At 66.6% G+C, this 12,922-nt stretch carries 9 protein-coding genes; all 9 read right to left on the bottom strand.

Annotated elements, in window-relative coordinates:
- Positions 1-21: 21 nt before the first annotated feature.
- The 9 genes from AC1DKR_RS09330 to AC1DKR_RS09290 all read right to left on the bottom strand — a co-directional run bounded on the left by AC1DKR_RS09330 (position 22) and on the right by AC1DKR_RS09290 (position 12,916).
- On the bottom strand, positions 22-720 hold the full coding sequence (locus tag AC1DKR_RS09330; protein ID WP_312787492.1) for a hypothetical protein: 699 nt from the start codon (positions 718-720) through the stop codon (positions 22-24).
- A gap of 207 nt (positions 721-927) precedes the next feature.
- Entirely contained in the window at positions 928-2,037 is a 1,110-nt protein-coding gene (locus AC1DKR_RS09325; RefSeq protein WP_312111580.1) for a toxic anion resistance protein, read from the bottom strand.
- Between the two features lie 43 nt (positions 2,038-2,080).
- Positions 2,081-2,779 (bottom strand): hypothetical protein, encoded by a 699-nt coding sequence (locus AC1DKR_RS09320; protein ID WP_478032475.1) that lies wholly within the window; start codon positions 2,777-2,779, stop codon positions 2,081-2,083.
- A gap of 5 nt (positions 2,780-2,784) precedes the next feature.
- Positions 2,785-8,160 (bottom strand): DNA repair ATPase, encoded by a 5,376-nt coding sequence (locus tag AC1DKR_RS09315; RefSeq protein ID WP_478032471.1) that lies wholly within the window; start codon positions 8,158-8,160, stop codon positions 2,785-2,787.
- Between the two features lie 82 nt (positions 8,161-8,242).
- The gene (locus tag AC1DKR_RS09310) at positions 8,243-10,261 is read right to left on the bottom strand and encodes a hypothetical protein (protein ID WP_312787055.1); all 2,019 of its coding nucleotides are present in this window, start codon (positions 10,259-10,261) and stop codon (positions 8,243-8,245) included.
- Positions 10,258-10,932 carry a DUF1449 family protein gene (locus AC1DKR_RS09305; RefSeq protein ID WP_032975011.1) on the bottom strand — a complete coding sequence of 225 codons (675 nt, stop codon included), beginning with the start codon at positions 10,930-10,932 and terminating at the stop codon, positions 10,258-10,260. The genes AC1DKR_RS09310 and AC1DKR_RS09305 overlap by 4 nt, the downstream gene beginning before the upstream one ends.
- Before the next feature lie 168 nt (positions 10,933-11,100).
- Positions 11,101-11,757 (bottom strand): phosphoribosylanthranilate isomerase, encoded by a 657-nt coding sequence (locus tag AC1DKR_RS09300; protein ID WP_025876155.1) that lies wholly within the window; start codon positions 11,755-11,757, stop codon positions 11,101-11,103.
- Positions 11,754-12,524, bottom strand: a complete 771-nt coding sequence (gene truA, locus AC1DKR_RS09295; RefSeq protein ID WP_478032466.1) for a tRNA pseudouridine(38-40) synthase TruA — start codon at positions 12,522-12,524, stop codon at positions 11,754-11,756. Before truA ends, AC1DKR_RS09300 begins: the two co-directional genes overlap by 4 nt.
- Positions 12,525-12,556: 32 nt before the next feature.
- Entirely contained in the window at positions 12,557-12,916 is a 360-nt protein-coding gene (locus tag AC1DKR_RS09290; RefSeq protein WP_312787889.1) for a VOC family protein, read from the bottom strand.
- Between the last annotated feature and the right edge of the window lie 6 nt (positions 12,917-12,922).

The raw sequence follows: 12,922 nt of genomic DNA, 5'->3' as shown, positions 1-12,922 counted from the left end.
GGACCGCTCCCCCGGCGGCGATTACATTCCGTTGGAAAACACGTCCAGCACATCCGCACTGACCCAGCCCTGTGCGCAGTTCCCGGCGTAGTGTCCTGGGGCTGCCGCATGGCAGGCCTCGCCTCCCGTGGCGACCCGATTGTTGATCGGCCTGTCACCATAGGTGTCACACAACGCATTGTCCTTGCACTTGCCGACCGTGTTGGCCGGAATGGCGACAACGTAATAGAACAGCGGATTCTGTCCGGTGCGGCCGATGCCTTGCACGCACACCAGCTGCCCCTTCGACAGCTTCGCGGTGGCGGTGGTCCTGCTGCCGCTGCTCGGTACCGCATCCAGCGTCTCCACACCCTTGGCCTCGGCCACGCCGGCGAAGAATCCCTGGTCGCCGCAGTCCGGCGACAGTTCGACATCGTAGAAGTCACCGCTGTCGACATCGCCTGCCGTGCAGCCGGTACCGGCACTGGCATTGCTGCACGTCACCCCGCTGGCGCGGATCAGCGCGGCCAGCCCGTTGTTGGCCGCTGCCGGCGTGGACGCTGGTGCCACCCCAGCTGCAGAGACCGGGGCCGCTGCAGGCGCAGGAACGGCGGCGCGCGACGCTGCAGCGGGATTTGATGAATCTCCCGCCGCACACGCTCCCAGGGCGAGCAACAGGCCCGGAACGAGCGCAACGCGGGCCACGCGGAACCGGCGGGAAGAAAGACGGGGCATATCCATTGCGACCTCATTGAAGGCATGACGCACCACAGGGGGCGAGAGGGTTGAACACAGCCCACCCGGCACTCAGCCAAGGCGGTCAGGCGCATTGTGTGCGAACAGATGTTCGGTGGATGTCGACTTCATCGTCGGCATCCCGATACAACGCAAAAATGTGCATTTCGTCACATTACCCGTCACCCTTGGGACGTCCAGCGCAGACGCCGGCTACGGCGCCGTCGGCGCCGCCAGCCGCTGCTGCAGGTCCTCGCGCAGGCGCGACAACTCGACTTCGGCCTGCTGACGCTGCTGCATGCCCTCGCGATGGATGCTGCGCACTTCCTCGACGGTAGCGATCAGCTGATCGTGCACGTGGCGCAACGTAGCCACATCGATCACGCCGCGCTGGTTGCTGCGTGCGGTGTCCACCGACGCCTGGCGCATCAGATCGGCATTGCGTCGCATCAACTCATTGGTCGCATCATCGATGGCATTGGCCAGTTCGGCGGCGTTCTTCTGCTCGCCCAGCGACAACTGGATCGCGAACTGACGCTTCCACGAGGGGATGGTGATGTCGCGGACGGTGTTGAACTTCTCGATCAGCTGCAGCGCATTGGCCTGGATCAGGCGGATCATCGGCAACGACTGATCAGCCGCATGCTGCATCAGCTGCAGGTCGGAGACGCGCTTCTCGATCAGGCGGATCGCATTGTCGATCTCGCTCTGGCGGATGCGCTGCTGCGGGTCTTCGCTGCCCTGCGCCAGCAACTGCTCGGACTGCAGTTGGGCCAGGCGCTGCTTGCCGGCGGCGGCATACAGGCCCAGGGCGTGACGTTCCTCGCGGACGACGTCATGCATGCGGTCGAAATCGGTCACCCGCTTGCCCATCAGCGCCTGCTGCGCGCCCACGTCGCCGAGCAGCTGTTCGATCTGCGAATTGGTATCGCTGAACTTCTGCACCAGTTCGCCCTTGGAAGAACGCAGGCGATCGATGAGGCCACCGATCAACGGCACCTTCGAGCGCTGGGAGAAACCATCCAGCTTGAGCTCGCGCGCGATGCGCACCACTTCGCCGAGTTTCTCGCCATTGGCGTCGAGGTCACGGTTGCGCACCTGGTCCAGCAGCTGGCTGGAGAAGGCCGTTGTCCGAGCGGCGGCTTCACGACCGAATATCTGCAGGTTGCCCGGACGCAGGTCTTCCAGCTCGCGGCCGATTTCGGCGATGCGCGGCAGGTCGTCGCGGACCAGGCCGAGGGCCTTCAACGTGCTGTCATCAAGTTCAGGGGCGGGCGTGGTGGCGGGCACGAGCGTGCCGGAGTTCTGGCTGTCCTGGGTCATCGGGCAGTGTCCTTGCGGTGGATAAGCGGCAGCGGCGGCCGGCTCAGGGCAGTCTAGCCTGAGCAGCGGCTACTTCGTCGTCGATCTGGGCCTGCAGCGTGGCTGCCTGCTCGGCCTGTGCAGCCTGCGCCTGTGCCAGGCGCGCCAATGCGGCCTGGCGCCAGGCCGGCAGCAGGACATCATGGATGCGGATGAAGCGCTGCAGCAGGGCCTCATCCTGCTGCTGCAGCAGCTGCCACTGCCCGCTTTCGATACGTCGTAGCGTGGCCAGCCGCTGCAGGTGGTCCACGCGCGGCGCCAGAGCGGCCTGCGCGGCTCCTTCCAGCATTGCCAGCTGCGCGGCGCCGAACGTGGCCCAGGCCTCCAACGCGGCGGCAGCCGCATCGTTGTCGATGATGGCCCGGGCACGCTGCTGCACACGCTGCGCGAGACCCTGGGCCTGCTCGCGCGCCTGAAGCGCCAGCACGCCCAGCTGCGCCTGCAGCCCCTGCGCCTGTGCCTGGCGTTCAACGTCACGGCCGAGCAGGCGCCCCCACCAGCTCTCCTGCCGGCCCAGGCGCGCCGGATCGCTGGCCTGCAACGCCAATGCGATCCGCGCCAGCGCAGCCACCAGTCCCTCGCCTTCCGCGCCGGCCTGCAACGGTGCAGGCTCGGCCAATACCTGCAGCAAGTGGCTGCCGTACGCTGCCAGCGTGGCCACATCGGCGCGCGCCGGAAGCGTGGGTTCGGGCAGGGTGCGCACGCAGGTCACGGCAGTGGCGGCGGCCGTGGGCCGTCATCAGCCACCGTTTCCGGCGGCAATGATTCACCGTAGAAGTGGCGCATCAGCGCTTCGTCCAGCGCACGTTCTTCCGGAGTCGCTGCACGACGCACGCGCGGGCGACGACGCGTGTCGGTCGTTGCCACATCGGCAGTTACCTGCTGCCGGGCCCACCCGGCAAACGCCGCCAACGTCTGCGACAACTGCACCTGCTGTTCCTGCGAGGCGACCAGCAGCTGCAGCAGCGGTGCCAGACCAGCCTGCAGGTCTTCGGCCAATGGCGTGGCTGCGGCCTGCGGTACGGCGGCAGCCGACGCGCTGGCCGGACGTGCATCGGCCAGGCGTTGCAGCGCTGCCAGCAGGGCGGGCCATGGCGCAGGCTCCGGTGCGACGGCCACCTCTGCCGGCGGTGGCGGCGGCAGCTGCAACGCACTGGCGATGTCGGCCAGCTGCGCGACCACGCGGCCACCGACATCACTGTCACCGGCGCCCATTGCCTTGTTGCGCAGGAAATCACGCTTGATCTGCGCCCAGCGTTGCGCGCGTTCTTCATCGAGCACGCCACGCAGCTCGGCCAGCTTCAGCAGATTCTCTTCGGCACCGGTGGTCAGCAGCTGCGCTTCGCCCAGGTAGTGGTCGGAGATCAGCTGCTGCAGCTCGTCGTCATTCATCACCGGCGAAATCTTCTCCGCCAGCTTGTTCATGTTGCGGTAGCTGCCCTGCAGGCGGAAGGGCGGCTCGGTGCGATAGCGGTCATCCTGGGCAGCGCTGGCGATGTACTGCTGGTTGACCCTGTAGACCACATCGCGGACCTGCAGCATGCGCTGCAGGGTGGCGGTGATCTCGTTGATCTCGGCGCCGCTGTAGGCGTGGCTCAGGCCGTTGGTGGACACATCCTTGCCCATCGCGCGGTCGACCAGCAGGTACAGGTCGGCCATCTCGCGCGTGGCCAGCGGCGCCAATACCGGGTTGGAGGTCAGGCTGTTCTCGATGTAGCTGAGCGTGAAGGCTGCTTCCATGCCGCCGAGCACATCGCCCAGGTTGTAGATGTCGGCACGGTTGGCCAGCATGTCCGGAATCTTGAACACTTCGCCGGATTCGGTGTACGGGTTGCCGGCCATGACCACGCAGAACTTCTTGCCACGCATGTCGTAGGTGCGCGTACGGCCGCGCCATACGCCTTCGATGCGGCGCGTGCCATCACACAGCGAGATGAACTTCTGCAGGAACTCGGGGTGCGTGTGCTGGATGTCATCGACATACAGCATGGTGTTGTTGCCCATCTCCAACGCCAGGTTGAGCTTTTCCAGCTCCTGCCGCGAGGTGGCGTCCGGTGCCTGCTGCGGATCCAGCGACCGCACTTCGTGGCCCAGCGCCGGGCCGTTGATCTTCATGAAGACCAGGCCGAGGCGATGTGCCACGTACTCCATCAACGTGGTTTTGCCGTAGCCGGGCGGCGAGATCATCATCAGCAGGCCCATCAGGTCGCTGCGCTTGTTCTCGCCAACGGTGCCCATCTGCTTGGCCAGGTTGTCGCCGATCACGCCGAGATATACGTCGTTGATCAGCTTGTTGCGCACGAAGGACGACAACGGCCGGGCCTTGAACTCCGACAGCCGCAGGGTTTCGCGTTCGCGACCGATGATGCCCTGGCGCACCGCCTGATAGGCATGGAAGGCCGGTACGAACGACTGCAGGTGGTGCTGCAGGCGTGCCAGGAAATCGTCCAGCGACACGGTCAGGCTGCCGTTGTGGATGCGGGCGTGTTCACCCAGCAGGCCGCTGACGTCCGCCTGCAGCGGTGCATCGCTGGCACGGGTGCGCAGCTGTCGCTGCACCAGCAGCAATGCCGCTGCTTCTTCGACATAGCCGGCATGCGCCGACTGTGCCGGCAGCCCGGCGAGCGCCCGCAGCCATTGCCCGGCCAATGCCCAACGCATGGCCAGCGGATCCTGCGATCGCTGCAGCGCACGTTCAAGCGCATCACGCTGGCCCGCCTGCTCCAGTTGCTGCGACAGCGCGTCCAGCAATGCCTGCGCGTGCCGGCTGGTGCTGAACACCGGCTCGCCGGCCACCAGTTCTTCGCCCAGGTATGCCGCTGCTGCATCGGCGGCGGCGGCGTCGAACGGCAGTGCATGCGCGAGTGCATGGTCATGCAGCGCCTTGGCCATTTCCGCACGCAGGGCCTGGCGCCCCTCATCGGAACCGAACAGACGCGCGATGGCCTCGGCACCGGCCTGTCGGCCGGGCCACTGCGCCACGGCTTCATCGCGTTGCCGCGCGGCCCAGAACAGCAGTGCCAACGCACGCACATGGGGCGAATGCCGCAGCGGGCCGGCGGCCTGCTGCAGCGGCAGCAGCGCGCGAAGGATCAGGGCGGCGTCATGGTCATGGATACCGCGCTCGTAGCCCTCGCGGTAACGGGGCGCGGCAAAGGCGCGGACCCGCTGGCCCAGCGCTTCCGGTTCGGCTGCATCGTGCTGCAGCTGGGCCAGGTCCACGCCATCGCGGCCCTCCTCCGCAGCCAGCAACAGGCACCCGGCCAGGTATTCGCCGCGGTAGATCGCTGCCGATTCCGAATCCAGGGTCACCGGCCAGAACGGCTTGAGCGCATCCAGCTCGGGATCGTGCAGGGTCTCCAGAAAATCGGTGCCGGTGAGATGGATGGCAAGGGTTTCACCCCGTGGCAGCAGGGTCAGGTCCAGCGCCTGGGTGTTCACGCTGAATCGATGGCGCGGACCAAGGCGGACCACGTTGCCACCGGCCTCGTACAGGTCGCTGCGGTCGCGCAGCTGGCGCACGGCCTGGTCGCGCACGCCCTTCAGGCGCGCCTCGACATCGTCAGCCTTGACGTTGTCGCGCAGCGCACGCAGGCGCTCGGCCAGTTCACGCAATTTGAGGATCAGCGGATCGCCGGCGAAGAATGCGTTGAGCTCATCTGCCGTGCCGAACCGCTCGGTACGCTTTCCGAGGCCATCAAGGATGCGGTTGGCGGCATCGAGCACCGAGCGTGCCTTGCGCTGGCGGTCATCCAGCAGGGCCTGCTTGTGCGTATCGAAGGCTTCGACCAGCTCTTCGCGCTTGCTCAGGATGTCGCCGAGGAACTGCTCGTGCTCGCCGAACTGGCTTTCCAGTTCTTCCAGCTGCACCAGCAGGCGCGACAACTGTTCGTCGGCGCGCTCAGGGTCGCTGGCCATCGCCAGCGCGCTGGTGATCGACTGCGAGAACAGGGCGAACTGGGCGGCGAACTGGGCCACAGCTTCGGCCGAACCCAGCGACTTGCGGCGCTGTTCGGCGCGTGCGCGTGCCTGGTTCAGGCGCCCGTACAGCAGCGAGATGGATTCGACGACGCGGGTGCGCGCGGTCGCATCGTCGACCTTCAGTCCGGCCATCAGCTCGGACAGCATGTCCAGATCGCCGGCCATGCCGCGCAGGCCGTCCAGCTGCTCATCCAGCTGGCGTGCACTGGCGGCCTGCTGTGCGGCTTCGTCCAGCGCCTGCATGCGGGCGGTCAAGGGGGCCAGTGCTGCATCGCCGGCAAGGAAGGTACCGGTGGCGGCGCCGACACGGTCGTGCGCCTGCACCAGCTCGGCGGCCATCGCCTCGATGCGCGCAGTATCGATGTAGCGCAGTTCGCGGATGGTCAGCAGTCGACCGCGCAGTGCGGTGATCGCGTTGAGCGCTTCGACGAAGGCCTGCACCTCGTTCCAGTTTTCCGGCTGCAGCCGGCCCAGCAGTGCCTTGTGCGTGGCCTCTGCTTCAGCCATCGCCTGCGCCGACTGCTGGCGGATCGACTGCACCTTCTCGTATTCGTCCAGCACCGATTCGCCGGTGGCGCTGATCTGCCGCAGCAGGGCTTCGGCGCCATCGCAGGCTTCGTCACCCAGCCAATGATGCGCATCGAAAAGCCGCCGGGTGTCGGCTACCAGGCGCTGGTAGCGCTGCACCGATACATCCTGGCCGTCGATCTCGCGCGCCAGGTTGAACAGGTTGGAGATGCCGCGAACCAGCTCGGCGTTGCCGATGCGCCCCATGAAGGTATTGCCGGGCGGACGGCTGGCGGCGAACTCATCGCTGCTGAAGGGCGTCTGCCAGACCTGCATCGGATGGATGCGGGTCGGCTCGGTGCCCTCGGCATGGAACAGCACCATGCGCCCGTCCTGCATGAAGGCATAGCCGTGGCCGAAGACCGGGTTCTGCAGCACGCGCTGGATGGTGTTGTAGACGAACAGCGCCGAACGCCCGCCTTCGCGCTCGTAGAAGATGTACAGCACGTCCTCGCCGTTGGGCGAACGGATGCTGCGCTTGAACTGCATGCCATCCATCGAGGCGTCGAACGCCTTGTGCTCGCCACCCTGCAGGTAATAGCCGCCGGGGAAGATGATGCCGTGGTCTTCGGGCAGCTGCACGCAGGCCTGGACGATGGCATCGTTGCGTACGATGTCGCCGGTAAGCGTGTTGTAGATCAGTCCGCGCCATTCGGTTTCGCGGTAGGGCAGCACTTTCAGCAGCACCAGCGAGCCGACCCGGGCGAACTCGAACTGGGCGTCGTCCAGCGACTGCGTGCTGTCTTCCACCGGTTCGCTGTAGATGCCCTGCCCGGTTTCGGTGTTGTTCTCCACCTTGATGGTGAGATCGCCACCGGTGGTTTCCACGAACAGGGTATCGAGGATGTTCAGATGCGAATGGCGGCCGTTGACGGCAAGGTCGCGCGTGGCGCGCGTCCATTCGAAATCGAAGGGCGGCGGCAAGGCGATGTCACGCTCGCCACGTGCATCGAGATAGGTCAGTTCACCTTCGCGTGACAGCGCCCAGCGGAACACGCGCACGTCGCTGCTGCGCTCGCCGATCTGGAACGAGGCCAGCAGCTTGTCGCCCACCACGATCAGCTGCAGCAGGCGCGCATGCTTGTAGTAGGCGTACAGCTCGTTGAAGTCATGCACGAAGCCGGGCTGGTCGAGGAAACTGCCCTTCAGTTCAAGGGCAGCGACGTCGTAGCCATCAGCGCCCTGTACCAGCCGGTACAGGCCGAACACATCTTCGATGCGGGTCTGGGTCTTGAGCCCGATGAACACGTTGTAGCCGAACAGCAGGCGATCCGGGCCGACCTGGACGATGTCGCGGCCGACACAGTTGTTCTCGCTGCGGATGCGGAAGCGGCCGACCACCTCCAGGCGGCTGTCGCCGAACTCGGCCAGGCGCTGGCGGTTCAGCTGCTCGGCAACGGCCTGCAGGCGCTGGCCCTGTTCGCCGAGACGGCGCCGCAGGACTTCATAGGCGCCGCCCTGGGCTACGGCCTGGTCGACGGTATCGCCGGCAGCCTCTGGTGCGGCGGACTCGGTGGACGCTTTGGTTTCGGACATCAGCAGGTTTCCGGCTCACGGACGGCCGACCGTCGATGCGGCCGGCACGGGTGGGCGATGGCGATGGCCATCGCCGGGTGGATCAGCGCGCGCTGTCGACCACGACAGTCGCCGCGACGGGCACGGTCTCTGCGTCCTCGGCGATCTGCCGCGGTGCATTGTCGGCCACGTTGACGCCCAGGTAGCGCTGCATCAGGTCCTGCACGATCGGGCTTTTGCCGGCGAAGCCTTCGATCGACTTGCCCAGCGAAACCGCCTTGATCAGGTTCTCGAACATGCCGCCGTCGCCGCCAACCAGGTCGATGTCGGCGTTGCGCAGCGCGCTGGCGATGACGCCGGCGTTCTCGCGCGAGACTTCCTTGCCGGCTTCGATCGAGGCCAGCGCCTGCTTCAGGCTGTTGTCCAGCATCATGCGGAATTCTTCATGGCCGCGCGCCTGGTCGCTCAGCGAGGCGATGGCCTCGAACTTGCGGACCAGGCCCTCGGCCTCGGCCAGCAGCTTCTTCTGCACCACGCCGGCTTCGGCGTTGCCCAGCGATTCGGTGGCGGTGGCGCGGGCCAGGCCCATCTTCTCCTCGCCCTGTGCCTGTGCCTGCAGCGTCTCGGCCAGCACGCGCGCCTCGTTGCTGCCCTGCTTCAGGTTCGCTTCGGCCTTGGCTTCGATCACGCGCGCCTCGGCGATGCCGACCTTCTCGATGGCCAGCGCCGAGGCTTCGCGCACCTGCGCTTCGGCCAGGCCGGGTGCGGCCTGCTCGGCGCGGAAGGCGTCGGCCAGCAGGCGCTTGGCCTCGGCCTGCTTGCCGGCGGCTTCGTGCTCGGCCTGCGCCAGCGTGGTCAGCTCCACCGCGCGATGCTTGGAGGCGGTCTCGCGGGCCTGGGCTTCCTTCACTTCGCGCACCAGCGATTCCTGCGCCTTCGCCTCGGCTTCCAGGATCAACACCTGCTTCTGGCGGTCGGCCTCGGAGACTTCGCGCACTTCCTTGATGCGCTCTTCTTCCTGCGCCACGGTCTTGTCGATGGAGATGCGTTCCCGGGTGATGTTGGCCACGTCCATCTTGCCCTGCTCGACCACCTTGTCGCGCTCCACGCCCTGCAGCTGCACTTCGCGGTCGGTGGTGACCTGCTCCAGCTGCCGTGCGCGCTCGACGCGCTCGGCCTCGATGGCCACGGCGCGCTGGCGGTTCTGCTCGGCCACTTCAACTTCGCGCATGCGGTTCTGCTCGCGGATGTCGATCACCTGCTGCGCTTCGATGCGGGCGTTCTCGGACAACTGGCGCTGCTCTTCCTGCACCTTGGCGGTCTCGGCTTCCTCGCGCGCACGGATGGTCTCGATCTCGCGCTTCTGCCGCGCCTCGGCCTCGGCCTGCTGCCGTTCAAGCGCCAGCAACGCTTCGCGGGCTTCGACGTTCTTCTTGGTGATGGCCAGCTTCTCGTTCTGCTCCAGCTCGTTGGTCACCACGTTCTGCGCAGCGGTCAGCTCGGTGATCTTGCGGATGCCCTGCGCATCGAGGATGTTGAACTGGTCCAGCAGCGACTTCGGGGTCTGCTCCAGGTAGTCGATGGCCACGTCTTCCAGCACATACCCATTGAGGTCGTTGCCGATCACCGCGATGATCTCGTCGCGGAATTCCTGGCGCTTCTCGAACAGCTCGGTGAAATCGAACTTCTTGCCGACCGTCTTCAGTGCTTCGGAGAACTTGGCGTTGAACAGCTCATCGACGGCATGCTTGTCCGACGCGCGGTCGGCGCCGATCGCCTTGGCCACGCGCAGTACGTCGGCCTGGGTCTCGTTGACGCGCAGGTAGAACGCCACGGCGATGTCGGCGCGCATGTTGTCGCGGCAGATCAGGCCTTCCTTGCCGCGGCGGTCGATCTGCAGGGTGATCAGGCTGATCCGCATCAGCTCGGCGCGGTACAGCACGGGAATGATCAGCGCGCCGGTGAAATGCACTTTCGGGGTCGCACTCATGTCGTTGACGATCAACGCCACGCCCTGGTCGACCTTGCGGTAGAACGCCTTGAACAGGCCCGCCACGCCGAGCAGGATGGCCACGATGGTGCCCACGATGGCCAGGAAAGGTAGTGCGGATGCCAACGTCATTGATGTTTCTCCTTGTTGCCCGGAAGCAGGTTGTCCTGAAAGTCGAGGGCGACCGCGTCGGCGCGGACCACCCGGTAATGGTGTTGTGCAGCCACGTGCTCGACCAGCACGATGCGCTCGCCGCGCTGCAGTTCGATGTCGCTGCGGATCTGCAGGACCAGGCCGGCACCGCCGTCATCGACGGTGGCATGGCCACTGCGTGCGTCGACCTTCGGCGAAGCGACCACGCCGACCCGGCCCAGCAGCGAGGCCTGCGGCACCGGGCGCAGGCGCAGCAGGAAGCGGCGGATGGGACGCAGCAGCAGCGCGGTGACCGGCACGGCCGGCAGGGGTGCGAGCACCGCCACGACGGTGCCCAATGACCAGCGCAGCAGGTCGGGCAACGGCAGCAGCAGGTACAGATGGATGAAGTAGGTGAGGGTCCAGGCGAACAGGCTCAGCAGCGTCACCACCACCATGAGCGGCACGCCGCCCAGGCCCCAGCGCGCCAGCAGCGCTGACAGGCCACTGAGATGGGCATCGCCCTCAAGGGCGCCATCGGCACCGGCCTCGCCGAAACCGTCATCGACCAGGCCAAAGGCGGCAATCCCCCAATACAGAACCGCCACCGCCAGCGCTACGCTGTACGGGAGGGTCGGATAACCGAGCACGACGGTTAGGAATTCCTGCATTGCTTGCCTTCCTGGGCGGGGGCGCCAAGCGCCCGTTCGGAGCACGCCACCAGCGGCTCCGTCGATCCTCGTGCAGGCCCTCATGGCCAGCACGCTTGGGATCATCCTATGTGAAGAGGGTGTGCAGGCTCAAATGTGAAGACCGGACACCTCGGAAGTGACCGTGTCTCAATCCAGCACGGCGCAATCGGAGCGCCGGACTTCTTCCACGAACGTGCGCATCTTGTAACCATCCTTGATGCCCGGCTCCAGTTCGATGCCACTGGAGACATCCACGCCCCACGGCAGGGTCGCCAGCACGGCGTCATGCACGTTCTCCGGCGTCAGGCCTCCGGCCAACAGGAACGGCCGGTGCAGGCCGGTGGGGATACGGGACCAGTCGAAGGCCACGCCGGTACCGCCGCCGCCGCCCGGTGCATGGCTGTCGAACAGGAAGCCGGCGGCGCTGGGGTAGCGCAGCTGCAGGGTGCGCGCATTGATCTCCTCGCGCCCGCCCATGGCGATCGCCTTCAGGTAAGGCATGTTGAAGCTGCGGCAGAAGCTCTCGTCTTCCTCGCCATGGAACTGCAGCAGGGTCGGCCGCACGGTACGCAGCACCTCGCGCACTTCTTCCCTGCTGTTGTTGCGGAACAGCGCCACCACGTCGACCATCGGTGCGATCGCCTGGCGCATCGCGCGCGCTTCGGCCGGCGCGACCCGGCGGCTGCTCTCGCGGGCGAAGATGAAGCCCACCGCATCCACGCCCAGCTCGCCGGCCAGGCGCACGTCGCCGGCACGGGTCATGCCACAGAACTTGATGCGGGTACGGTAGTAGGAGCGGCTCATAGCGTTACCTCGGCGGGCAGATGCCAGTTGTCGGGGTACAGCGGCCCCAGGAACACCAGTCCCTGCGGAGGAGCGGTGGGACCGGCCACGGTGCGGTCGCGCCCGGCCAGCAGTTCGGCGATCCACTCCACCGGCTGCTCGCCACTGCCGACCAGTATCAACGAACCGACGATATTGCGGACCATGTGATGAAGGAATGCATTGCCGCGCACCGCCACCTCGACGACGTCGTCGTGGCGGCTGACCTGCAGCGACTGCAGCTCTCGCCGGGCATGCAGGGCCTGGCACTGGACCGAGCGGAAGGCGCTGAAATCGTTCTCGCCCAGCAGGGCCTGCCCGGCCAGGTGCATGCGCTCGGCATCGAGCGGGCGCCGCTCCCAGCTCAGGATCTGCCGGCCCAGCGCCGGGCGCACTTCGCGATTGAGCAGGCGGTAGCGATAACGTCGTGCGCGGGCGGAGAAACGGGCATGGAAATCATCGGCCACCGGCACGCACCAGCGCACGGCGATCGAACGCGGCAGGCGGGTAGTGGTGCCGAGCATCCACGCGCGCGGATCACGCACCACGTCGGTGTCGAAGTGCACGACCTGGCACTGGCCGTGCACGCCGGCATCGGTGCGGCCGGCGCAGACCACCTGCAGCGGGGTGTCGGCCACCGATGACAGGGCCTGCTCCAGGCTGGCCTGGACACTGGGTCCGCCCTCGCCCAGGTTCTGCCATCCCCTGAAATCGCTGCCGTCGTACTCGACGCCGAGCGCGTAACGCATGTGCTACCTCGATGTTGCGGGTGGGGCGGCACTCAGGCCGGGTCGCGCTCGGACCAGACCGCCAGTTCGTTGCCACCGGGCTCGACGAACTGGAAACGGCTGCCGCCGGGGAAAGAAAACACGGTTCGCACGATCTGGCCACCGGCCCTGCGCACCGCCGCTTCCATCGGTGCCAGCTGGTCGGCATACAGCACCACCAGTGGCGCGCCTTCGCTGGCGCGCTGTGGCTGGCCGCGGAAGAAGCCTCCCTGCAGTCGGCCATCATCGAAGGCGGTGTAGTCGCTGCCGTAATCGACGAACGACCAGCCGAACACTTCTTCGAAGAAGGCGCGGCTCGCAGCCGGGTCGCTCGAGGCGAATTCAACGTAGTCGAGACGACGTTCGCGGGTCATGGCAGG

It is taken from the genome of Stenotrophomonas sp. 01N47 (genome assembly GCF_056399165.1).
Note: the sequence above shows the minus strand (reverse complement) of the source record. Positions and strands in the feature narration are given on the sequence as shown.

What these genes read in the sequence shown, in the direction of transcription:
- AC1DKR_RS09330 (WP_312787492.1), bottom strand. Translation starts at nt 720, where the DNA reads ATGGATATGCCCCGTCTTTCTTCCCGCCGGTTCCGCGTGGCCCGCGTT.
- AC1DKR_RS09325 (WP_312111580.1), bottom strand. Translation starts at nt 2,037, where the DNA reads ATGACCCAGGACAGCCAGAACTCCGGCACGCTCGTGCCCGCCACCACG.
- AC1DKR_RS09315 (WP_478032471.1), bottom strand. Translation starts at nt 8,160, where the DNA reads ATGTCCGAAACCAAAGCGTCCACCGAGTCCGCCGCACCAGAGGCTGCC.
- AC1DKR_RS09310 (WP_312787055.1), bottom strand. Translation starts at nt 10,261, where the DNA reads ATGACGTTGGCATCCGCACTACCTTTCCTGGCCATCGTGGGCACCATC.
- AC1DKR_RS09305 (WP_032975011.1), bottom strand. Translation starts at nt 10,932, where the DNA reads ATGCAGGAATTCCTAACCGTCGTGCTCGGTTATCCGACCCTCCCGTAC.
- AC1DKR_RS09300 (WP_025876155.1), bottom strand. Translation starts at nt 11,757, where the DNA reads ATGAGCCGCTCCTACTACCGTACCCGCATCAAGTTCTGTGGCATGACC.
- truA (WP_478032466.1), bottom strand. Translation starts at nt 12,524, where the DNA reads ATGCGTTACGCGCTCGGCGTCGAGTACGACGGCAGCGATTTCAGGGGA.
- AC1DKR_RS09290 (WP_312787889.1), bottom strand. Translation starts at nt 12,916, where the DNA reads ATGACCCGCGAACGTCGTCTCGACTACGTTGAATTCGCCTCGAGCGAC.